This window comes from Stenotrophomonas sp. YJH_SMC_127 (genome assembly GCF_059372445.1).
In genome coordinates, this window is sequence record NZ_JCAFVO010000005.1 from 227,327 (window position 1) to 247,642 (window position 20,316).

22 protein-coding genes are annotated in these 20,316 nt (G+C 65.6%); 14 read left to right on the plus strand and 8 right to left on the minus strand.

Annotated elements, in window-relative coordinates:
• Position 1 precedes the first annotated feature (1 nt).
• Genes AC5QAB_RS13875 through AC5QAB_RS13895 form a run of 5 tightly spaced genes read left to right on the plus strand, consistent with a single transcriptional unit; the run spans position 2 to position 2,439 of the window.
• The gene (locus AC5QAB_RS13875) at positions 2–394 is read left to right on the plus strand and encodes a hypothetical protein (RefSeq protein ID WP_495233453.1); all 393 of its coding nucleotides are present in this window, start codon (positions 2–4) and stop codon (positions 392–394) included.
• On the plus strand, positions 391–1,104 hold the full coding sequence (locus tag AC5QAB_RS13880; protein ID WP_015994723.1) for a hypothetical protein: 714 nt from the start codon (positions 391–393) through the stop codon (positions 1,102–1,104). Before AC5QAB_RS13875 ends, AC5QAB_RS13880 begins: the two co-directional genes overlap by 4 nt.
• Complete coding sequence (locus AC5QAB_RS13885; protein ID WP_015994722.1) at positions 1,104–1,343, plus strand: leucine zipper domain-containing protein; 240 nt, start codon at positions 1,104–1,106, stop codon at positions 1,341–1,343. The genes AC5QAB_RS13880 and AC5QAB_RS13885 overlap by 1 nt, the downstream gene beginning before the upstream one ends.
• Entirely contained in the window at positions 1,340–1,609 is a 270-nt protein-coding gene (locus AC5QAB_RS13890) for a hypothetical protein (RefSeq protein ID WP_015994721.1), read from the plus strand. Before AC5QAB_RS13885 ends, AC5QAB_RS13890 begins: the two co-directional genes overlap by 4 nt.
• Positions 1,606–2,439 carry a hypothetical protein gene (locus AC5QAB_RS13895; RefSeq protein ID WP_015994720.1) on the plus strand — a complete coding sequence of 278 codons (834 nt, stop codon included), beginning with the start codon at positions 1,606–1,608 and terminating at the stop codon, positions 2,437–2,439. Before AC5QAB_RS13890 ends, AC5QAB_RS13895 begins: the two co-directional genes overlap by 4 nt.
• A 1-nt stretch (position 2,440) precedes the next feature.
• Here AC5QAB_RS13895 and AC5QAB_RS13900 read toward each other — a convergent pair whose 3' ends face one another.
• Positions 2,441–3,130, minus strand: coding sequence for a hypothetical protein (locus AC5QAB_RS13900; protein ID WP_197651643.1), 690 nt, complete (start codon positions 3,128–3,130; stop codon positions 2,441–2,443).
• A 64-nt stretch (positions 3,131–3,194) separates the two neighbouring features.
• Here AC5QAB_RS13900 and AC5QAB_RS13905 point away from each other — a divergent pair, with 64 nt between their 5' ends.
• The 4 genes from AC5QAB_RS13905 (at position 3,195) to AC5QAB_RS13920 (ending at position 5,655) form a co-directional block, all read left to right on the plus strand.
• Positions 3,195–3,344, plus strand: a complete 150-nt coding sequence (locus AC5QAB_RS13905; protein WP_197651642.1) for a hypothetical protein — start codon at positions 3,195–3,197, stop codon at positions 3,342–3,344.
• Entirely contained in the window at positions 3,344–4,285 is a 942-nt protein-coding gene (locus tag AC5QAB_RS13910; RefSeq protein ID WP_239504103.1) for a phosphoadenosine phosphosulfate reductase family protein, read from the plus strand. Before AC5QAB_RS13905 ends, AC5QAB_RS13910 begins: the two co-directional genes overlap by 1 nt.
• 403 nt (positions 4,286–4,688) lie before the next feature.
• On the plus strand, positions 4,689–4,907 hold the full coding sequence (locus AC5QAB_RS13915; protein ID WP_065183319.1) for a helix-turn-helix transcriptional regulator: 219 nt from the start codon (positions 4,689–4,691) through the stop codon (positions 4,905–4,907).
• Between the two features lie 262 nt (positions 4,908–5,169).
• The gene (locus AC5QAB_RS13920) at positions 5,170–5,655 is read left to right on the plus strand and encodes a hypothetical protein (RefSeq protein ID WP_032959123.1); all 486 of its coding nucleotides are present in this window, start codon (positions 5,170–5,172) and stop codon (positions 5,653–5,655) included.
• 14 nt (positions 5,656–5,669) lie between these two features.
• Here the strand turns inward: AC5QAB_RS13920 and AC5QAB_RS13925 are convergent, their stop codons facing one another.
• Positions 5,670–6,092 (minus strand): methyltransferase family protein, encoded by a 423-nt coding sequence (locus AC5QAB_RS13925; protein ID WP_495233472.1) that lies wholly within the window; start codon positions 6,090–6,092, stop codon positions 5,670–5,672.
• 185 nt (positions 6,093–6,277) lie between these two features.
• Here AC5QAB_RS13925 and AC5QAB_RS13930 point away from each other — a divergent pair, with 185 nt between their 5' ends.
• Positions 6,278–8,299 carry an esterase/lipase family protein gene (locus AC5QAB_RS13930; RefSeq protein ID WP_495233454.1) on the plus strand — a complete coding sequence of 674 codons (2,022 nt, stop codon included), beginning with the start codon at positions 6,278–6,280 and terminating at the stop codon, positions 8,297–8,299.
• Between the two features lie 18 nt (positions 8,300–8,317).
• Here the strand turns inward: AC5QAB_RS13930 and AC5QAB_RS13935 are convergent, their stop codons facing one another.
• Positions 8,318–9,541 (minus strand): cytochrome P450, encoded by a 1,224-nt coding sequence (locus AC5QAB_RS13935; RefSeq protein WP_238381426.1) that lies wholly within the window; start codon positions 9,539–9,541, stop codon positions 8,318–8,320.
• Between the two features lie 379 nt (positions 9,542–9,920).
• On the opposite strand from AC5QAB_RS13935, the gene hchA reads away from it, so the two are divergent.
• Positions 9,921–10,793, plus strand: a complete 873-nt coding sequence (gene hchA, locus AC5QAB_RS13940; protein ID WP_495233455.1) for a glyoxalase III HchA — start codon at positions 9,921–9,923, stop codon at positions 10,791–10,793.
• A 4-nt stretch (positions 10,794–10,797) separates the two neighbouring features.
• The gene (locus AC5QAB_RS13945; RefSeq protein WP_495233456.1) at positions 10,798–11,502 is read left to right on the plus strand and encodes a PA1136 family autoinducer-binding transcriptional regulator; all 705 of its coding nucleotides are present in this window, start codon (positions 10,798–10,800) and stop codon (positions 11,500–11,502) included.
• Between the two features lie 20 nt (positions 11,503–11,522).
• Here AC5QAB_RS13945 and AC5QAB_RS13950 read toward each other — a convergent pair whose 3' ends face one another.
• On the minus strand, positions 11,523–12,749 hold the full coding sequence (locus AC5QAB_RS13950; RefSeq protein ID WP_049404686.1) for a cytochrome P450: 1,227 nt from the start codon (positions 12,747–12,749) through the stop codon (positions 11,523–11,525).
• A gap of 401 nt (positions 12,750–13,150) precedes the next feature.
• On the opposite strand from AC5QAB_RS13950, the gene AC5QAB_RS13955 reads away from it, so the two are divergent.
• Positions 13,151–14,008: an endonuclease/exonuclease/phosphatase family protein gene (locus tag AC5QAB_RS13955; RefSeq protein ID WP_197561310.1), complete on the plus strand. Its 858-nt coding sequence runs from the start codon at positions 13,151–13,153 to the stop codon at positions 14,006–14,008.
• A 19-nt stretch (positions 14,009–14,027) separates the two neighbouring features.
• Here the strand turns inward: AC5QAB_RS13955 and AC5QAB_RS13960 are convergent, their stop codons facing one another.
• On the minus strand, positions 14,028–14,291 hold the full coding sequence (locus AC5QAB_RS13960; RefSeq protein WP_495233457.1) for a hypothetical protein: 264 nt from the start codon (positions 14,289–14,291) through the stop codon (positions 14,028–14,030).
• A 140-nt stretch (positions 14,292–14,431) separates the two neighbouring features.
• Here AC5QAB_RS13960 and AC5QAB_RS13965 point away from each other — a divergent pair, with 140 nt between their 5' ends.
• The gene (locus AC5QAB_RS13965; RefSeq protein ID WP_014646791.1) at positions 14,432–14,809 is read left to right on the plus strand and encodes a VOC family protein; all 378 of its coding nucleotides are present in this window, start codon (positions 14,432–14,434) and stop codon (positions 14,807–14,809) included.
• A gap of 40 nt (positions 14,810–14,849) precedes the next feature.
• Here AC5QAB_RS13965 and AC5QAB_RS13970 read toward each other — a convergent pair whose 3' ends face one another.
• The 3 genes from AC5QAB_RS13970 to AC5QAB_RS13980 all read right to left on the minus strand — a co-directional run bounded on the left by AC5QAB_RS13970 (position 14,850) and on the right by AC5QAB_RS13980 (position 20,237).
• Positions 14,850–16,271, minus strand: a complete 1,422-nt coding sequence (locus AC5QAB_RS13970; protein WP_164110119.1) for an efflux transporter outer membrane subunit — start codon at positions 16,269–16,271, stop codon at positions 14,850–14,852.
• The gene (locus AC5QAB_RS13975) at positions 16,265–17,002 is read right to left on the minus strand and encodes an SDR family oxidoreductase (protein WP_014646789.1); all 738 of its coding nucleotides are present in this window, start codon (positions 17,000–17,002) and stop codon (positions 16,265–16,267) included. Before AC5QAB_RS13975 ends, AC5QAB_RS13970 begins: the two co-directional genes overlap by 7 nt.
• A gap of 64 nt (positions 17,003–17,066) precedes the next feature.
• Positions 17,067–20,237, minus strand: coding sequence for an efflux RND transporter permease subunit (locus AC5QAB_RS13980; RefSeq protein ID WP_053495139.1), 3,171 nt, complete (start codon positions 20,235–20,237; stop codon positions 17,067–17,069).
• Positions 20,238–20,316 lie beyond the last annotated feature (79 nt).

Consider the following 20,316-nt stretch of genomic DNA (forward strand, 5'->3'; position numbering starts at 1 on the left):
CATGAGCAGCGAATCCCACGCCGCGACCGCCACCGAACCCGGCAGGCCCGGCAGTATCTATTCCGATGGCCCCGTCTGGCACGCCTTCGGCCCCAGCCGCGCCGTCTATCACGTGGTGCCGCGACGCACCCTGCAGTCGATGCCGGTCGAGTGGCAGGCGCGCTTTGTCGCACTGATGGAGGAGGCGCGCGAAGTGCTTCCTGATGAGGCTTTCCCTGAGTACCAGGTGATTCGCATCGACGCCGGCCGGTTCGCCTCCGATGCGAACCGGCGCTATCGCCATGCCGCGCCCTTCCCCCTTCGCTCCGCTGGCGCCGAGCAGGCGTCCCAGATAGCGCCGCTCGCAGGCGCGTTCGTCAACAGCGACACCCAATTCAAGCAGGCCCGCCGATGACCGCGAACCTCACGCTTCTTCCTACGAACTGTCCCGTTCTGCGCGACGCATTTGAAACGATCAGCGCGATCGCTGTCGAGGCAGTGTGGCTGCCCAACCAGGCGAAGGCCATCACCCTCGCGCAGGCCCAGACCGCGCTGCGGGATCTGCACCACCGCCTGCCGCGCTTGCAAGATCTGCGCGTGTTCGAAGCCGCCGTAACCGCCTATGTGGCGACTCTTCGCAGCAGCATGCAGGACGGCGACACGCCGCTCTGCGATACCACCCGTGCCCGGCTGGCGCAGGCGACCGAATTACTGGAGCTGGTCAGGAATCAGTCCCGCACCGCTGTCGATCCGGCCGACCCGTGGCGGGGCCTATACCACCCAAGTCGTCTCCCGGCGCGCAACGCCGACGGCGAGATTCCGTGCCATCCGGATGTGCCGATGTGGGCTGACGGTCGCGAGGTATCACTGCGACCGTTCTTCCTCGCGCAGGGCTTCGACCTGGCCGTGGTCGAGGGCGAGTTTTCCGAAGAGGGCATCGGATCGGGCGTTTACAACGCCGCACAGGAATTACACGACTGGAACCCGGAGGCACCCGGAGAGGACTGGCGTCTGGCGTGGCTAGGCGAGACGGAAGACGGCCTCGCTGCGTGGTTCGTGCGGCCTCTGGCGATCGCTGCAATGGAGACGCGGACCGCAGCCCCCTCCCAATCGGACGCAGCGTGATGGACCCCACGCTGAGCGAGCGGCACCACCGATACAGGGTCAAGGCCGGCAGAGCAAAGGCCGCTCTTTACGCCCGCGTGGTCGAGAACAAGCGCTACACGATGCGCCAGATCGCTGACGAACTGGGCGTGTCGTTGACCACTGCCGACACGCGCGTCAAGCGTGGCCCCTATCCCCTCACTTGGGAATCGCTGCGCCTGGCGCGCCTTCCCGCCAACAACAAGGACATGCAGGCATGAGCAACGACAACAAGACTCTGGCTGTTGATGTGCTGGCGGTGCTGCGCCAGATCGCTGATGGCGAAGGAGACGCTCAGGTTCTCGCTATGCGAGCCCGCGCCGCAGTCGCCGAGCTGATCGATCACGGCGACCGCCTGACGGCGGCGTTCCGCGCGCTTGGTCAATCCAATGGCATGCAGGCTCAGATCAACGCGCACCGCGAGTGCGAAGCATCGATGCGGGCATTCGCCGCCGCCCTCGCCCGCGTCAAAGGAGAATCAGCATGAACACTGACAAAACCCTGGCGGAAGTGCAGCCCGGTGAGAGGGTGAGGCTGGCAACTGTGCCGTACGACCGCGCACGCGACCTGATAGGTGACGCATACAACGCCGGAACTCACGGCATCGGCTACGGCCAGCAGGCCATGGAGCTGCACGCCGCGATCATTCCCGCCCAGCCCTCCCAGCCCAGCGGCCTCGACCTGGAAGCAATGATCGCTACATGCGTTCCTGGGGGAAGCATCGTTGATCCGCAGGTTGTCGCTGACAACATCCGCCACTGGTTCGCCGCCCAGCCCTCCACGGGTGGTCAGGGGGATGCGTGGGACATTGCCGAACTTGTGCGCACTGACCTTGACCGCCAATCGTGCCCGGACGCGTACATGCGGATAGCCATGGAGTCGGTGGTCAAGCATCTCGCCGCCCGCCAGCCGGTTGGGGACCATCTTGCGCAAGACCGCAAAATGGTCAGCCAGCCGGTGGGGGAGCCAGTGGATGCAATCGAGCGCATCGCACGTCTGCTGTATCTGCGAAGCTGCAATCGCCATGCGGATGGCTCACCGTACACGGAATGGGAGGCCATGGACGACCGCATCAAGGATTACTACCGCAAGGACGCGCAGGACTATGAGGCGCTGCGCAACTGCGCGGTGTGGCCCGCTGGCCGCGAGAACTATACCGCCCCGCCCGCGCAGGCCACGGACCTGGGGCAGTTCCGTGAGGCTGTGGTGCATTGGTACGCAGATGCGGACAACGCGAACACGAACCCAGCGTGGGTGCGCGAAGAATCGACCCGACTGCTGGCCCTGATCGACAGCAAGGCGACGGGCAATGCCTGAGTCACTGTCCTGCACGCTGACGGAGCAGTTTGCGCCACCAAGTACAGACCCTATCCCAAGGCTCTCGCAGCGCTTTATGTCGAACGGAAGGGTAATCAGTTGCTCGCGCCAAGCTTCTGTCAGCAAAACCAATATCTTCCTTAGCGCTGGACATCACCGAGCGAAACATATCTTCCATAATGTCCCAGCCTCTCCGTCCAGCATCTTCGCCATTTACCTGTTTCCCGAGGCGGACGACATCCTTCGCGGACTGCACGGCATGCGCGACTGCGAGAATCAAGTCGAGATCTGCTGCCGGCCATTTGGAACCATCCACCTCCCGATTCGCAAGACTGCTCAGTTTTTCGGTGTACTGCTCGAAGTACTCACGCTCCTCCGCCGAATCTGCCAAAGGGTGTACGACTGGCGCCGCGCTGTCCGGATCCGTTTCCGCCGAGACCGGAAAACTCTCGATCAGCCCATCCAGGATAATCCTTGCCATCAATGTGTCGCTGCGATAGGCGGCTGCAAACACCGCATTCGCCTTTTTCCTGAGGAAAAACCTACGCTGGATAGACGGACCGAAAATGGCAGTGAAAACCGCAAGCACGGTACCGACTGCCGCCCAAGCATCCCACCACACTACACAGCCGCCGATTCCGGGCTCCATGCACGGGCTTATTCCATTCCACAACTGCTGCAACTGACTCATTCCCAAATCCCCCTGTGGATTGGCCGGCATTTTGCCACGCCAATGCAGCCCGAGGAGATCACACATGGCTGACCAGCTGCTCACCGCTGCAATGGTCCACGTGTTCGCCCTGGCCGGGTTACTGGCCGGCATCGCCCCCCTGTGGCCGATCAGCCGCGCATGCCGGGCCGCGCGCAATGGGCTGCGCTGGTGCTGGCAAAAGGCGGTGGCCTGATGAAGATCCAACACCTGGTCAACGTCTCCGGCGGCAAGGACAGCACCGCGGTCTACCTGCGCGCAATCGAGCTGGGCCGGCCATTCCGTGCCGTGTTCGCTGATACGGGCAACGAGGATCAGCGCGTCTACGACTACGTGGCGGAGCTGGCGCACAAGACCGGCGGCCCCGAGGTCGAAACTGTCCGCGCAGACTTCAGCCGGCAGCTCGCGCAGCACCGCGAATACATCCTGCAGAAGTGGCCAGGCCAGGGCATCCCCGATGAAGTCGTGCGCCAGGCCGCTGCGCTGCATGAGCCGACGGGCAACCCGTTCCTCGACTTGTGCATCAGCAAGGGGCGCTTTCCTTCGCGCATGGCGCAGTTCTGCACTGAGGAACTGAAGACGATCCCCATCACAACCCAGGTGGTCGGGCCGATGCTGAAGGCTGGACCGGTACTGCAGTGGCTCGGCATCCGGGCCGAGGAATCCGCCAACCGGGCCAAGCAGCCGCGCTTCAACCGGCATGAGTCCGGCTGCCACGTGTGGCGGCCGATCTTCGATTGGACAGTCCAACAGGTATGGGATCAGCACCGCCGGCATGGCATTGCCCCCAACCCGCTCTATGCCCTCGGCATGGGACGTGTCGGATGCATGCCCTGCATCAACTGTCGGAAATCTGAGCTGCGCAACATTGCCGACCTGTTCCCTGATCACATCGACCGGATTCGGAGCTGGGAGGCGCTGGTGGCCGCTGCCAACAAGCGAGGCAGCGCGACGTTCTTCCCCGCAGTGACCGATCCCACCGACGTGGATCGGCCTGGCACCTATTCGCGGATCGACACCCTGGTGGAGTGGAGCCGCACGAGCCGCGGCGGCCGGCAGTTCGACCTGTTCTTTCAGGAGCAGGCCGGAGGCGGCTGCACCTCCGACCTTGGGCTCTGCGAACGAGCCGCATCATGACTAATCCCGCCAGACCAGAGAAGCCTAACCGCCCTGCTTCCAGAAGATTGCAACGAATGACACTACAAGCGCAGCTACAGATATCCAAACAGCAGCCCATGCCGCGCGGGCAGACGAACGCGCTATGTCTGCCGCTTCCTGGTGCCGACGGGCCTCTTCTTTGGCTGCCTCTGCCTCTCGGCGCATACGCTCGCGCTGAACGACAAGCGAGAGATTTGGCGGCACCTCATAAATGGGCCCACCTGAACTCGTTTTCCCCACCTCCTTCATCCCTGATACCTCCCGGTGTTTTGGCGATGGTAGACGGGAGCGAGGGCGAATGGGAGCCCTACGGACCACAGCGCCGAATCACCGCCACCGAGCAGCTGCGCGCTGCGCTGGCCACGAACTGAAGGAGGACAACATGGCTACCGAGCCGCTCGTTTTCATCAAGATGCCCGAGGTCAAGCGCCGCACGGGCCTGGGCAAGACCACGATCTATGACCGGATCAGCGCCGGCACCTTCCCGGCGCCTGTGCCGCTGGGCGGTAACGCGGTAGGCTGGATCGAGGCTGAGGTGGACGCCTGGCAGGCCGCCCGGGTTGCCGAGCGGGATGGAATTGAACCCGCAAAGGCTGCATAGAGTGGGGGTATTGCTGGGGGTATCCGTTTCCGACACCAGCACCAACCACCTTCACCATCAACAACTTACGATCACATTGCGGTAGGGCCCACCTCCACCATCTGTATGGCCTGTCGAGGCCGCAAGAAGCCGGATCTCCCGCCGAGGGGGTTCCGGCTTTTTTGTGCCTGCTCGTCGTGCGGGAAGCGTGGGGCATAATCGGGATGGAGCTTTCGCTCCATCGCTGCATTGCCCCGGCCTGCTGCCGCCAGAAGGATCTGCAATGAAAACCGCCACAACCACGCTCGTCCTGCTCCTCACCACCCTCGCCGCAGCCTCAGCCACGCACGCTGCGGCGCCGGCCATCGCGCCCCCTGGCACCGCCACGCTGGAAGCGCTGCTGGCCTGCAAGGCCGGCTCGAACTTCAGTGCGGCCGACGCCATCGATGCGCTGCAGGCCGCCGGCCTGGCCAAGAAACCGGGCGGCACCTTCGAGCCGGAGGACAAGCCGGTCGCGCTGTTTGGCGGCACGGTCACCAGTGCCGATGTAAACGTGGCCGAAGGCGAGAAGAGCCTCTTCGTGTACTTGAACGGCGTCGATTCCAAGCGCCTGGCCAAGGCCTGGTCGGTGACCGAGGTCAACGAGCATGCCAACACCGAAGAACCGTCGTACGTGAAGCGCATTGACAAGCGCCACACCCTGCACGTGATCGCGGGCGACGACTACGAGGGTTATTCGGCTGCGGTGAAGTGCCAGATCAGCCGCTGATGGCGTAGCCGACGCTACAGCCAGCGCGGCACGCGATGACGGTATTGCGCGTACGCCTCGGGAAAGCGGGCCATCAGTGCCCGCTCCTCCGGCAGGATCTGCAGCCGGGTGATGTACACCAGGAACAGCGGCACCACCAGCAGCGCGATCAGGTTCTGCAGGTACACCATGGCGCCAAGCAGGACCAACGCCTGGCCCAGATACATCGGATTGCGCGTGCGGCGGTAGATTCCGCTGGTAACCAGCGCGCTCGACGCCGAAGGTCGCAGAGGATTGACGGTGGTACCGGCGCGCTGGAAAGACAGCTTGGGCAGCAGATTGAGCACGACACCCAGCGTCACCGTCACGCCTGCGAGCAGAACCGGCACCGGCACCCGAAGGTGGAAACCCGGCCACAGCCAGCGTGCTGCAAAGCCCGCAGCGGCGCACAGCAGCATCACCACGGGCGGGGGAATGCGGGTTTACAGCCAGGCCATCGCGATCACCGTGTCCCTTCCATTCGCCGCAGTGTCACACGGGAATGGCTGAATCGCCCACGGCGGCCAGGCCCAAACCGACCGTTCGGTCTATTCCGCTTTGACAGGCCGGCCGCTAGAGTGACGCCACCGCGCAGGAGCATCGTATGGCTACCACGGGCATGGGCTTCATCGGCCGCACGACCCTCATCATCACCGTGCTGCTCACCCTGGGGGGCTGCGCGACGCTGCGCCAGTTCGGGCCGTCGGTGCAGGTCGCCTCGGTCACGCCCGGCCAGTACATCGCGCTCAAGCGCGGTGACATCCTCACCTCCGGCAAGCTCAGCGCGGCGACCACCGAGACACTGCGCGTGGCCGGGCTCGATGAGGGCGTCTGTGCCAAGCCCGGCCTGCCCTGCATCGAGGCCATGGAAAGCAGCATCGTGGTGCGCGAGGAAGACAAGCGCTCCAGCCTGGCCGAGCTGTGGCTGCAGCATGCGATGACCCTGCCGGCACCGAAGCGCGAGTACTCGGCATCCGGCCGCGCCAAGACCGCGATCACCGAACTGGATGCCGACTTCCAGCCGCGCCTCGATGCGTGGATGCAGGTCGCGCGCCAGGCCTATGCCTATCTGTTCTTCACCGAGCGCACCGCCAACCAGCGTGGTTTCGAGGACCGCCAGACCCAGGTGCGCGACTACTACAACCTGGCTGTGCAGGAAGCCTCGGTGCAGCTGTACAACGCGTACGCCACCGGGCGCGTGCACAGCCAGGCCAGCCATTTCCAGCTGGGTCGCTGGACCTTCGTGCTGGCCCCTTCAGGCGAAGCGTCGCCGCTGGACACGCGCACCCCCACCGAGCTGGTACCGGCGGCCTCGCTGTCATTCACCGGTACGCTGCGCAGCGTGCATCGCCGCGATGGCTTCGGTGCCGAGCTGGTGGCGGTGATGGACGATCCGGCTGGCAGCACGGCCACCCCGCCTTCGGCAGCGACGCCCGCTGCGCAGGCAAGCACCCCGGCCGCGCAGAGCTGGAGCGAGATGCCCTCGCCTTCGATGACGGTGCTGCTGCGCTTCTCGGGAAAGAACCTGTGGGAAGTGCTGCACGACGACGAGCCGGAACTGGAGATCCACGATCCCTACCAGGTCTCGGAAGTAACCCTGCACGGCCAGCAGGTGCCGTTGGCGGCCAACTTCACTGCGGGCTACGCACTGTGGCTGGCGCGCTCCAACTTCAGCCAGCAGTCGCTGCGCTCGTTGTTTGGTGGCAAGGGCGGCATCGACGCGCCGCATCTGTACATGATGCAGCCCTACGACCCGAACCGCCGCGTGCTGTTGATGATCCATGGCCTGGCCAGCAGTCCCGAGGCCTGGGTGAACGTGGCCAACGAACTGATGCGCGACGACGAGATCCGCCAGGACTTCCAGGTCTGGCAGTTCTACTACCCGACCAACATGCCCATCGCGATGAGCCACGATGCGATGCGCCACACGCTGGCCGAAGTGCTCAAGCACTTCGACCCCAGCGGCAAGGCGCAGGCCTCGCATGACATGGTGCTGGTCGGGCACAGCATGGGCGGGGTGATCGCGCGGTTGATGGTCTCTTCCTCCGGCGACCACCTGGTCGACACTCTGCTGGCCACCGCGCAGATGACGCCCGCCCAGCGCGAGCTGCTGCGCACCAAGGGCGCGCCGGTACTGACCTTCCTGCCGGAACGGGAAGTATCGCGGGTGGTTTTCATCGCCACACCGCATCGCGGCACCGACGTGGCCGGTACCCGCCTCGGCCGCTGGATCGGCCGCCTGGTACGGCTGCCGCTGACCGTGCTGGAGGACGTGGCGACGCTGGCCAACGACGGCCAGATCGACCGCAATGACGGCAAGCACGGCTACCAGATGAACAGCATCCAGAACCTGGACAAGGACGACCCGTTCGTCCGCGCCGTGGCCGACCTGCCGATGTCACCGAAGGTGCACTACCACTCGATCATCGCCCGCGCCAAGGCCGATGGCCCACTGGAAAAAACCGATGACGGGCTGGTGCCCTACTGGAGCTCGCACCTGCCACACGCCGTTTCGGAGAAGGTGATCGTGTCCGGTCACAGCGTGCAGGAAGCCACGCCGGCCATCGTCGAGCTGCGGCGGATCCTGCATGAGGACATACAGGAACACGGGCGTACGGCAAAGTAAGCCGTCCGCCCCTGCAGATCAGGCACCGGCCGTATGGCGCGAGAACGTGCCGTGCAGCGCCGCGGGAATCGCGAAGCCTTCCATGCGCACCTCGGGCCGGTAGTCGGCGCTGGGGGTGAAACGGAATTCGCGCGCCAGCAGCGCACACAGCAGTACCAGTTGCGCGTTGCCCACCGCCGACCCCACGCAGGAGCGCGTGGGGAAGCCATAAGGCACATAGATGCCGGCGGTGCGCTTGCGCCGCTCGGGCAGCCAGCGATCGGGATCGAACTGCAGCGGGTCATCCCAGTATTTCGCCGAGCGATGCTGGATGAACGAGCTCAGCTCGAACACCGTGCCCTCGGCGATGGCCTGCCCTTCCACCTGCAGATCGCAGGCGGCCACCCGACGGTTGTTGAAGGGCGTAGAATACAGCCGCATCACTTCCTTCAGGAAGCGCATCGTGCAGGGAATCCTGGCCATCGGCAGCGCATGGATTTCCGCATCCGAGAGCGGCGCGAATTCCTCCTCGATGCGCTGGCGCCAGTGTGGATGCATCTGCATCGCCAGCAGCAGGCAGGCGGCCATCATGCCGGGCACCCCGGAAATGGCGATCAGCTGCACGGTGACCAGGTAGGTGACCTTGTCCAGGCCGATGCGCTCGCGAAGGGTCAACAATGACTGTGCATAGTCCAGCGGCGAACGTCCGCTGCGGACCCGGCGCCTGAGTTCGGCGGCGATCGCCCGCGATTCGCCACGACCGATGAGGAAGTTGCGCAGCAGATGACGCCGATGGATGACCTGCTCGACCTGGGTGGTGTAGCGCAGATGCAGGGCGCGTTCGATGGCCTCGGTACCGCGCGCGTCGAGCCCGTCGATCACCAGTGGCACCAGCGGATGCGCCATCACCTTCCACACGGCTGGCGTGGCATCCAGCTCGCGCCCGCACAGTGCGTCCAACGCCTGCCGCATGCGCGACTGCAGCGCCTCCAGGGTCTGCGCTCCGGTAAGCTCAGCACTGCGGGTCGCGATCAGGCTGCGCACTTCGGTCCAGCGCACGCGTTCGTGCCGGCGGAACAGGTCGGCCAGCGACTCGACCACGAACAGGTGCTCGGAATTCTCCTTGTCGACCTTGCCGGCCAGCTCTGGGCAGAACACCCCGATACCGCCGGTTTCCAGTTTCAGCACCGGTCCTTCGCGCTCCACGCGCGCAGCCAGGCGCTCGGCAGCAATGGCGCTGCCTTCATTCGACATCCCTTGCATGCAGTGCGTCTCCGGCAGGAAGGGACTCGAAAGACGAGTCCCTTCGTCTTGCTACCGCTCAATGGCGGGGTTGCCCCGCGGGATCAGAACTCGACCCAGAGCGGCCAGGTATTCCACACACTGCTCTTCTCGTTCGGATGGATATTCAGAGTGACGCGCAATGCTCGGGCGAATCTTTTCATTTTCATTCCTTTGCTTGCTGTGTGGTTATGCCGGGATTATCCCGGCACCGGCTAGATAACACGACATAATCCCGCTGTCCAACCGGGCCGGTGGCGCGATGCAGCATCCGGGTGGTGGTCCATTGAGGGGAATCCCTCATCGCGCCTGCGCACGCGGCCTCCTATGCTGGGCTCACTTTCCCCCAACGGAGGTCCGCATGAACACGCAAGAGCCCAGCCGCCAGCCCAGCCCCGATCCGGCCGAGCGCGATGCCTTCTTCCCGTCGCCGTACTCGCTGTCGCAGTTCACCTCGCCCCAGAGCGACCTGTCCGGGGCCGACTATCCGGATGCACGCCGCGACGGCCGCTGGAAGGTGCTGATGATCGCCGCCGACGAGCGTTATCTGCCGACCGCCAATGGCCACCTGTTCTCCACCGGCAACCACCCGGTGGAAACCCTGCTGCCGATGTACCACCTGGACAAGGCCGGCTTCGACATCGACGTGGCGACGCTGTCCGGCAACGCCGTCAAGTTCGAATGGTGGGCCTTCCCGCGCGAGGACCGCGAGATCGGCGCCCTGTACGAACGCTATGAGGCGCGCTTCCGCCAGCCGTTGCAGCTGGATGAGGTGGTGGCCGGCCTGGGGGCCGATTCAGACTATGCCGCCATCTTCATTCCCGGTGGCCATGGCGCATTGATCGGCCTGCCCGGGAGCGCGGCGGTGAAGGCCGCGCTGCAGTGGGCCATGGCCAGCCAGCGCCACATCATCACCCTCTGCCATGGCCCGGCGGCGCTGCTGGCAGCGGGCGTCGACGAAGCCGAGGGTGGCTCGCTGTTCCGTGGTTACCGCATCTGCGCCTTCCCCGACGCAATGGACCGGCAGACACCGGAGATCGGCTACATGCCGGGGCAGCTGCGTTGGTTCTTCGGTGAACGCCTGGCCCAGCAGGGCGTGCAGATCGTCAATGAGGGCATCGATGGCAGCGTGCTGCAGGATCGCCTGCTGCTGACCGGCGACAGTCCGCTGGCCGGCAACGCGTTGGGCAAGCTGGCCGCGCGTACGCTGCTCGATGCACTGGCGGGGCGCTGAGCTAATGCCTGCGCTGGTGCCCGCGCTGCTGGAACTGGAACAGGCGCGGTCACTGCCCGCGGTGGGCGGCGTGCTGCGCGCCACCGCCTCACCCCTGGGCTACGATCGACTGCTGGTGTTTGCCACCGGGACCGGGCTGGAACGCGACGCGCAGCGCGTGTACTGGATCGAGGGTGACTGGTTCGGCGACGGCAGCGATACCGGACTTGCCCGCTACCTGCATGCCTGCCCGGTCAACCGCCATGTACTGGACAGCAATGCGCCGTTCTTCTGGAGCAAGCGCCAGGGCGTGCGCGGCGAACGCTATCAGGTGGTGAAGCAGCCGCGCGGCGATGGCCTGCATGGATTACAGGTTCCGGTGTTCGGCCCGACCGGCCTGGAGGGTGCGGTCAGTTTCGCCGGCACCTCGATTGATGCATCCGCCAGCGCGCGCCTGCTGCTGGAAATGGTCGGAACGTCAGCCTTCCGTGCGGCGCGCCAGTTCGCCGAGGCGCCTGCGGATATCCCCGCAGGCGCGTTGAGCGCACGCGAACGCGAGGTGCTGCGCTGGGTCGCTGCTGGACGGCGCCAGGCGGAGATCGCGGCCACGCTGGGGCTGTCTGCACGCACGGTGGAGAACCACCTGCGGCGAGCGCGACAACGGCTCGGCGTGGCCACCACCGCGCAGGCGGTGCGCGCGGCAGGCCGCCGTGGCGAGATTGAAGACTGAGCCAGGCAGTACAGATGCTGTCAGGCGTGCCGCGGCGTCAGCGTACCGATGAAATCGACCGGAATGGCAAAGCCTTCCAGCTGCATCCACGGCGTGGGCTCATCCTGTACCGTCAACTCGAAATCGCGGGTCACCAATGCGCAGAACAGCAGCAGCTGCGCGTGGCCGACCGCACTGCCGATGCAGGCCCGCGAGGAAAATCCGAAGGGCACGTAGGCGCCCTTGTTGGCCTGGCGTCGCTCCGGCAACCAGCGATCAGGATCGAAGCTGTCCGGGTTCTGCCAGTACTCCGGCGAATGATGCTGGAAGTAGGACGACAACTCGTATGCCCCGCCCTTGCGGATGCACACGCCCTCGATGTCGATATCGTGCGAGGCCGGACGATGCAGGGCGAACAGTCCCGGCCACAGCCGCAGGGTTTCCTTGACGAAACGCGACGTGCACGGCAGCGACTTGATCGGCAGCGCATACAACTGCTCCAGGCTCAGCGCCGAGGTTTCCTCGCGGATGCGCGCCTGCCAGTGCGGAAATCGATGCATCGCGTACAGCAGGCTGGCCGCCGTGATGCCCGGCAGGCCCGACATGCCGGCCAGCACCATCGACACCAGATAGGCCACGCGGTCCACCCCGACCCGCTGCACCAGCGGCAGCAGGGATTGCAGGAAGTCCTCGCGTGGCACGGTCTGGCGCGCACGACGCCGGATGTGCCGCGACACCGTGCGCGCCGCGCGGCGGGAAAGATGGAAGTCGATGATCCGCCGCCAGAACGAGAAGTTCTGCAGCACGATGGCGTTGTATCGGGTCTTCTGCTCACCGATGAGCGCATCGACGTCGGATCGACTGAGGCCGTCGATCAACATCGGCAACAGCGACTGCGAGATCGTCCACCAGCTCAGTTCGCTGAGGTCATGCGGCCTGTCCGCGCGCTGGGCAAGGAAGCCGTGCATGCGCGTGTAGAGGTCGCGCATGTGGCCGGGACTGGCCAGCCGCCCGGCCTGCTCGCTCAGCAACGCCCGCACCTCGCGCCACGCAACAGGGTCCCTGCCACTGCGCAGCCCGAGAAAATCAATCAGTGAATCCGGTACGGTGTGCTGGTCGGTGTTGGCCTTGTCGATCCTGACCGCCAGGGCCGGATCAAAGATGCCGACGACATCATTGTTGAAGCGCAGTACCGGCCCTTCGCGACGCACGCGTTCGAGCAGGTCGTCGATGGAAACCACTTCCGCATCCGCTGCACGCTCATCCATGCCCTGCCTCCAATGCCAGGGAAGATCATCGACCCTCCCTGGCGATGTCATCGAATACGTGGAGTCCTTCCGGTCAGAAGATATTCCAGTAGCGATACTTGGAACGGATGCACTGCGTGGAATTGTCCGAACGCAGGTTCAGCGACACCTGCAGGGCGCGAATCAATCGTGTCATGGCACAGCTCCTTGTGGTTCCGTTGATGGTTGCTGCGGTGCCGGGTTCAGTGGCCGGCAGCGCCGTTCTAGCACGCAGGCCCGCGCGGGCGGGTCAATGCGCTGTCAAAGGCCCTGCTGAATACGCCGCAGCGACCGGCGGATACCGCCAGCGCGCGCACAGCCACGAACAGGCAATCCGTGCGATGCTCCATGAAACCGTTTTCATGGAATGGAGGGATTCCACGATGTTGTCGCGTTTCCGTCGCCCTGTACTGTCTGCGCTGCTGGCGCTTGCCCTGCCTGCGACCAGCGCCTGGGCCGCAGCCCCCGCGCCGTTGAAGGTGATGTCGTTCAATGTGCGCACCCCGGCCGATACCGAGCCGGGCAAGCGCTGGCCCGACCGTCGCGACGCGATGGTGAAGGTCATCCTCGATGCGCACCCGGCGGTGATCGGCACCCAGGAACTGGTGCAGGAGCAGGCCGAGTACCTGGCAGGACACCTCCCCGGCTACCGCTGGTTCGGCGAGGGCCGCCGCGGCGGCAGCGGCGACGAGCACATGGGCGTGTTCTACGACAGCAAGGTGCTGGCGATCGAGGAATCAGGCAACTTCTGGTTGTCCGATACGCCCGATGTGCCCGGCAGCATCACCTGGGGCAACCTGTATCCACGCATGGTCACCTGGGCGCTGTTCCGCCGCATCGACGACGGCCGCCGCTTCTACTTCATGAACACCCACCTGCCCTACCGCGACGAAGACGAGCCGCGGCGGGTCAAGGGTGCCGAACTGATCGGCAAGCGCGTGGCCAACCTGCCGACCGATCTGCCCGTCGTGCTGACCGGCGACTTCAACAGCGAACCCGGCGGCGACACCTACAAGGCATTCACCCGCGTGCTGCAGGACACCCGTACCCAGGTGAAGGCTCCGCAGGGCCCGCGGCTGACCTTCCACGATTTCACCGGCAAGGCCACCGTGCAGCTGGACTGGGTCCTGGTGCGCGGCTTCCATGCGCGCAGCTTCCTGACCGATGACCGCCGCATCGGTGGCGTGCTGCCATCGGATCATTTCCCGCTGGTGGTCGAACTGGACTGGCCCAGGCACTGAGCAGCCACGGCAGCCGCCGCTACGGCGGTGGCTGCGGCGACAGCAGGCGATACAGCGCCTGATGCTGGTCGCGCGCCTGGCAGATGCGGGCCCCGATCGCCAGGAACACGGCCACGCCAATCAGGCCCAGCCCCAACATCGAATCCTGCAGGCGCAGGAAACCGACCGCCGCCGCCATCGTCGCCAGCACCAGCAGCACCACGACCGCCACTGACAGACCCGCACCGGGTGGACCCGGATCGCCGAACAACATCCGTTGGGTATCCCGCCTTCCATCCGCCATCGCCTGTCCTCCCGAGTGCCTGACCCACTTGTTACACGTCGGGCCGGCATTCCGGCAGAGTCAGAAACGTCACGAAGGTGAAGATGTACGCGGAACGCATCGCGTTACCCTGCCTCCTCCCCCGAACTGCGGAGCAGGACATGGCCCACCAGAGCCGGCTGGCTGGATTCATCATCGACTGCCAGGACCTTCCCGCCGACGCAGGTGCCGGCTTCTGGGCCGCCGCGCTCGGCCTGCAGGCACAGGCGGCGCGTGTCGAAGGGGGCGCCGAGTATGCCGACCTGCTGGGTGCACCGGCGGGCTTGAACGTGGAAGTCCAGCGGGTCGATCACCCGTCACGGGTGCACCTGGACATCGAGAGCGACGACATCGATGCCGAGGCCGACCGCCTGGAGAAGCTCGGCGCGCGCCGGATAGGCTTCGTCAAACGCTGGTGGGTGATGGAAGCACCGACCGGCCATCGCTTCTGCATCGTGCGCATGCGCGAGCGCGAGGTGCCGGCCAATCAGTGGCCCTGAAAGCAGGAGGGGACGGAAGCACTGCCTCCGTCCCCTGCGGTTACTGCACCTGCGCCACGCTCGATTGCTGCGGTGATTGCCCCCAGCCGCCCAGCGCCTTGTACACGCCCACCACGCTGACATTGACTTCGGACTCGGCCGCGGCCAGGGCGTCATCGGCCGCCAGCTGCGTGCGCTGCGCATCCAGCAGGGTCAGGAAGTCTTCCGAGCCTTCGCGATAGCGGATCTGTGCCAGTGATTCGGCACGCCGTGCGGCCTGTGCCTGCTCGACCACGATCGCCAGCCGTGCCTGCTGCTTGGAATAGCGGGTCAGCGCGTTCTCGGTATCTTCCAGCGCCAGCAGCACGGCCTGCTCGTACTGCGCGGCCACGCCTTCGGCTTCAGCCTTGCTGGCACGCAGGCGTGCACGCACGGTACCGAAGTCGAATGCCGCCCAGCTCAGCGACGGGGTCAGCGACCAGGCCTTGTTGTTGCCATTGACCAGGCCACTGGCATCGCCGCCGAGGAACCCGACGAAGCCGGACAGCGACAACCGCGGGAACAGGTCCGCGGTGGCCACGCCCACGCGTGCGGTCGCAGCGGCCAGGCGACGCTCGGCCACGCGCACGTCGGCGCGCTGGCGCAGCAGTTCGCGGGTATCGCCCAGCGGCAGCGCCTTGGCGAAGGCCGGCACGTCGTGCGGCGCGAGCATGTCGGTCAGCACTTCCGGGCGCTGGCCGAGCAGCACGGCCAGCCGGTTGCGCGACTGCGCCTCGGCCACTTCCAGCAACGGGATGTCGGCCTCGATCGCCTTCAGGCGGGCGCGGCTGCTCTGCACATCCAGCTCGCTTCCCGCGCCCAGTTCCCAGCGCGCCTCGGTCAGCTTCTGCGTATCGCGCAGGTTTTCCAGCGTGTGCTGGGCCACCGCGATGCGCTTCTGCGTTCCGCGCAGCTCGAAGTAATTGCGTGCCACTTCGGCGGCGACCAGTACCTGCGCATCGGCCAGGTTGGCCTGCTCGGCACCGAGGTCGGCGCGTGCGGCCTCAGCGGCACGGCGCTTGCGGCCGAACAGATCCAGCTCCCAGCCGGCGTCGAAGCCGAGCTGGTAGCTTTCACTGAACACCCGCTGCCCACCCAGCTGCGGATCGGGTTGCTTGCGGCGGTCGTAGCTGCCGCCAGCGGTGATGTGCGGCGCCTGGTCGAAACGGCTTTCGACGAACACCGCGCGGGCCTGGCTGACGCGGGCCACGGCCACGCGCAGGTCCAGGTTGTCCGACAGGGCGCCATGCACCAGCTGTTCCAGCACCGGATCATCGAACTGCGCCCACCAGCTGGCCACCGGCGAAACGGTGCTGAAGACCGGCTGCTGTGCGCTCTGCAGGACCACCGGTTCCTGCACCGGGGCCTTGTAGTTCGGGCCGACGCTGACACAGCCTGCCAGCACCAGGCTGGAGACGGCCATCGCCAACGTGCGGATCACCATGGCAGCACCTCGCCCAGGTAGGTGAAGCTGCCGCTGGCACCGGATTCGCCGATCAGCGCCATCTGCACGCTGGAGCGCGCGCCTTCGGCGATTTCGATTTCGCCGTTGCCGCCGTTCATGTCGGTCTTCACGTAACCCGGATGCACGGTATTGACCTTGATCGGGGTGTTGCGCAGCTCGTAGGCCAGGCTCAGGGTCCAACTGTTCACCGCGGCCTTGGACGCGTTGTAGGCGGGAATCTTGAAGTCGTAGATGCCCGATGAGGGATCCGCGTGCAGGGTCTGCGAGCCGAGCATGCTCGACACGTTGACGATGCGCCCGGACTTGGCCTGCTTGACAAGCGGCAGGAATGCCTGGGTTACTGCGACCAGCGCATACACGTTGGTGTCGAAGGTACGCTTCCAGGTGTCGAGCGACTGCTCCGACGGCGCCTGCGCCGGGTTCTCGATCATGATGCCGGCATTGTTGACCAGGATGTCGAGGCGGCCGTGACGCTGGCGCACCTGCTCGACCGCTTCGGCGATGCTGGCCGCGTCGGTCACGTCCAGTTGCAGGGCTTCGACCGGCAGGCCTTCAGCCTGCAGCTTCAGTGCCAGCTCCACCGCCGTATCGCGCTTGCGACCGGCCAGCAGCGTATGCACACCTGCCTGGGCCAGCTGGCGCACGGTTTCCAGGCCGATGCCACGGGTGGCGCCGGTGACCAGCGCGATCTTGTTCTGATGGGTATTCATGGATGCATGCCTTGTGAGGGGAAAGCCGCCGCCGGCCAGTGACCGGCGGCGACGGGGTTCCATGTCAGTGGTGGATGGTCGGCTCGCCGTGCTGCACCAGCTGGCCACCGCCGTTGCGGGTGACGAACTTGCGCAGGGCCACGTAGAACACCGGGGTGAGGAACAGGCCGAACAGGGTCACGCCCAGCATGCCGGCGAACACGGTGATACCGGTCACCGAGCGCACCTCGGCACCCGCACCATGCGACAGCACCAGCGGCACGGTACCGGCGATGAAGGCGATGGAGGTCATCACGATCGGGCGCAGACGCAGGCGGCAGGCTTCCAGCGCGGCTTCAACGATGCCCTTGCCGCCCATCTCCAGCTCTCTGGCGAATTCGACGATCAGGATCGCGTTCTTGCACGCCAGGCCCATCAGCACCACCAGGCCGACCTGCACGAACACGTTGTTGTCGCCACCGGTCAGCCACACGCCGAACAGCGCGGACAGCAGGGTCATCGGCACGATCAGGATCACCGCCAGCGGCAGCGACCAGCTCTCGTACAGCGCGGCCAACACCAGGAAGGCCAGCATGATCGCCACCGGGAACACGATGAAGGCCGCCTTGCCCTGGGTCGCCTGCTGGTAGCTCAGGTCGGTCCATTCGGTGGTCATGCCCACCGGCAGCACCTTGCCGGCGATCTCGGTCAGCTTGTTCATCGCCTCGGCCGAGGACAGCAGGCGCGGGTCGGCCTCACCGGCCAGGTCTGCTGCCGGATAGCCATTGAAGCGCAGCACCGGGTCCGGGCCGAAGGTCTGCTTGATGGTGACCATCGAACCGATCGGCACCATTTCGCCGCGGTCGTTGCGGGTACGCAGCTTGCCGATGTCCTCGACCGTCTCGCGGAACGGACCGTCGGCCTGGGCGATCACCTGCCAGGTACGGCCGAACTGGTTGAAGTCGTTGACGTAGGCCGAACCGAGGTAGGTCTGCAGGGTGTCGAACAGCTCGGTGAGCTGCACGCCCTGCGCCTTGGCCTTGACGCGGTCCACTTCGGCATCCAGCTGCGGCACGTTGGCCTGGTAGCTGCTGATCGGGAAGGCCATGCCCGGCGTCTGCGCAACGGTGCCCTGCATTGCCTGCACCGCATTCTGCAGCGCGCCGTAACCCAGGTTGCCACGGTCCTCGATGAACATCTGGTAGCCGTTGCCGTTGCCCAGGCCGAGGATCGGCGGCGGCATCATCGCGAACGCGAAGCCTTCCTGCAGGCCGGCGATCTTCTGGTTGATCTCGGCATTGATCTGTGCGGCGGTGCGGCCATGGCGCTCGGCGAACGGCTTGAGCGGGATGAACGCCACACCGGTGTTCGGCGTGTTGGTGAACTGCAGCGCGTTCAGACCCGGGAACGAGATGGTGTGGGCCACGCCATCGGTTTCTTGGGCGATCTTGGCGACCTTGCGCAGCATTTCATCGGTGCGCGCGATCGACGAACCTTCCGGCAGCTTTACACCGGCGATCAGGTACAGCTTGTCCTGGGTCGGGATGAAGCCCGGCGGCACCAGCTTGAAGATCACGCCGGTACCGACCAGCAGGATCGCGTAGACCACGAATACCGCGCCACGACGGCCGAGGATGCGGGCTACGCCACGCTCGTACTTCTCCGAGCTGGACTTGAAGAAGCGGTTGAACGGACGGAACACCCAGCCGAACAGGCGGTCGATCAGGCGGCTCGGCGCATCCTTCGGAGCACCATGGGCTTTCAGCAGACGCGCGGCCAGGGCCGGCGACAGGGTCAGCGAGTTGATCGCCGAGATCACCGTGGAGATGGCGATGGTGACTGCGAACTGCTTGTAGAACTGGCCGGTGACGCCGGACAGGAAGGCCATCGGCACAAACACGGCACACAGCACCAGCGCGATCGCCACGATCGGGCCGGACACTTCACGCATGGCCTGGTGGGCCGCAGCGGTGGGTGACAGGCCTTCCTCGATGTTGCGCTCGACGTTCTCCACCACCACGATCGCGTCGTCGACCACGATGCCGATCGCCAGCACCAGGCCGAACAGGCTCAGCGTGTTGATCGAGAAGCCCAGCAGATACAGCGCGGCGAAGGTACCCACCACCGACACCGGCACCGCGATCAACGGGATGATCGAGGCACGCCAGGTCTGCAGGAACAGGATCACCACCAGCACCACCAGGGCGATGGCTTCCAGCAGCGTGGAGACCACGGCCTTGATCGAGTCGCGCACGAAGATGGTGGTGTCATACACCGCTTCGTACTTCACGTCGGCCGGCATGGTCTTCTGCATCTCGTCCATCGTCGAGATGACCTGGTCACGGATCTCCAGCGCATTCGCACCGGGCGACTGGAAGATACCGATACCGACCGCGTTCTTGCCATCCAGCTGCGAGCGCAGGGTGTAGTCACCGGCACCCAGTTCAAGGCGGGCCACGTCGGCCAGGCGCACGATCTCGCCATCGGTTCCGCTCTTGAGCACGATGTCGCCGAATTCCTTTTCGGTCTTCAGGCGGCCCTGGGCGTTGATCAGGGTCAGGAACTGGCTGTTCGGCAACGGTTCGGCACCGAGCTGGCCGGCCGACACCTGCACGTTCTGCTCGCGCATGGCACGCACCACATCGCTGGCGGTCAGGCCGCGCGAAGCCACCTTGTCCGGATCCAGCCAGGCACGCATGGCGTAGTCGCCGCCGCCGAAGATCTGCGCGTCACCCACGCCCGGAATACGCGCCAGCGCATCCTTGACGTGCAGGCGGGCGTAGTTGCGCAGGTACAGGGTGTCGTACTTGCCTTGCGGCGAGGTCAGGTGCACCACCATCAGGAAGGTCGGCGACTGCTTCTGCGTAGTCACCCCCTGCCGGCGCACGTCCTCGGGCAGGCGCGCCTGCGCCTGCGCCACGCGGTTCTGCACCTTCACCGCCGCCGCGTCCGGATCGGTACCCGGGCGGAAGGTGACGGTCATCTGCAGCACGCCGTCCGAGCCGGCAACCGACTTCAGGTACATCATGCCTTCGACGCCGTTGATCGCTTCTTCAAGCGGCGTGGCGACGGTCTCGGCAATGACCTTGGGGTTGGCGCCCGGATACACCGTGCGCACGACCACCGACGGCGGCACCACTTCGGGGTACTCGCTGATCGGCAGGATTGGAATCGTGATCAGGCCTGCGGCGAAGATCACGATCGACAGCACCGCCGCGAAGATCGGCCTGTCGATGAAGAAACGGGAAAAGTCCATGGAGGAATTCCTGGGAAAGGCGTTCGGCGGGCAACAGCCACCCTGCCCCTCGCCGGGATGACGAAGGCAGGGAAGGCTG

Bases quoted from the DNA above. Each gene is read 5' to 3' on its own strand.
- AC5QAB_RS13875 (WP_495233453.1), top strand. From the start codon at position 2: ATGAGCAGCGAATCCCACGCCGCGACCGCCACCGAACCCGGCAGGCCC.
- AC5QAB_RS13880 (WP_015994723.1), top strand. From the start codon at position 391: ATGACCGCGAACCTCACGCTTCTTCCTACGAACTGTCCCGTTCTGCGC.
- AC5QAB_RS13885 (WP_015994722.1), top strand. From the start codon at position 1,104: ATGGACCCCACGCTGAGCGAGCGGCACCACCGATACAGGGTCAAGGCC.
- AC5QAB_RS13890 (WP_015994721.1), top strand. From the start codon at position 1,340: ATGAGCAACGACAACAAGACTCTGGCTGTTGATGTGCTGGCGGTGCTG.
- AC5QAB_RS13895 (WP_015994720.1), top strand. From the start codon at position 1,606: ATGAACACTGACAAAACCCTGGCGGAAGTGCAGCCCGGTGAGAGGGTG.
- AC5QAB_RS13900 (WP_197651643.1), bottom strand. From the start codon at position 3,130: ATGAGTCAGTTGCAGCAGTTGTGGAATGGAATAAGCCCGTGCATGGAG.
- AC5QAB_RS13905 (WP_197651642.1), top strand. From the start codon at position 3,195: ATGGCTGACCAGCTGCTCACCGCTGCAATGGTCCACGTGTTCGCCCTG.
- AC5QAB_RS13910 (WP_239504103.1), top strand. From the start codon at position 3,344: ATGAAGATCCAACACCTGGTCAACGTCTCCGGCGGCAAGGACAGCACC.
- AC5QAB_RS13915 (WP_065183319.1), top strand. From the start codon at position 4,689: ATGGCTACCGAGCCGCTCGTTTTCATCAAGATGCCCGAGGTCAAGCGC.
- AC5QAB_RS13920 (WP_032959123.1), top strand. From the start codon at position 5,170: ATGAAAACCGCCACAACCACGCTCGTCCTGCTCCTCACCACCCTCGCC.
- AC5QAB_RS13925 (WP_495233472.1), bottom strand. From the start codon at position 6,092: ATGCTGCTGTGCGCCGCTGCGGGCTTTGCAGCACGCTGGCTGTGGCCG.
- AC5QAB_RS13930 (WP_495233454.1), top strand. From the start codon at position 6,278: ATGGCTACCACGGGCATGGGCTTCATCGGCCGCACGACCCTCATCATC.
- AC5QAB_RS13935 (WP_238381426.1), bottom strand. From the start codon at position 9,541: ATGCAAGGGATGTCGAATGAAGGCAGCGCCATTGCTGCCGAGCGCCTG.
- hchA (WP_495233455.1), top strand. From the start codon at position 9,921: ATGAACACGCAAGAGCCCAGCCGCCAGCCCAGCCCCGATCCGGCCGAG.
- AC5QAB_RS13945 (WP_495233456.1), top strand. From the start codon at position 10,798: ATGCCTGCGCTGGTGCCCGCGCTGCTGGAACTGGAACAGGCGCGGTCA.
- AC5QAB_RS13950 (WP_049404686.1), bottom strand. From the start codon at position 12,749: ATGGATGAGCGTGCAGCGGATGCGGAAGTGGTTTCCATCGACGACCTG.
- AC5QAB_RS13955 (WP_197561310.1), top strand. From the start codon at position 13,151: ATGTTGTCGCGTTTCCGTCGCCCTGTACTGTCTGCGCTGCTGGCGCTT.
- AC5QAB_RS13960 (WP_495233457.1), bottom strand. From the start codon at position 14,291: ATGGCGGATGGAAGGCGGGATACCCAACGGATGTTGTTCGGCGATCCG.
- AC5QAB_RS13965 (WP_014646791.1), top strand. From the start codon at position 14,432: ATGGCCCACCAGAGCCGGCTGGCTGGATTCATCATCGACTGCCAGGAC.
- AC5QAB_RS13970 (WP_164110119.1), bottom strand. From the start codon at position 16,271: ATGGTGATCCGCACGTTGGCGATGGCCGTCTCCAGCCTGGTGCTGGCA.
- AC5QAB_RS13975 (WP_014646789.1), bottom strand. From the start codon at position 17,002: ATGAATACCCATCAGAACAAGATCGCGCTGGTCACCGGCGCCACCCGT.
- AC5QAB_RS13980 (WP_053495139.1), bottom strand. From the start codon at position 20,237: ATGGACTTTTCCCGTTTCTTCATCGACAGGCCGATCTTCGCGGCGGTG.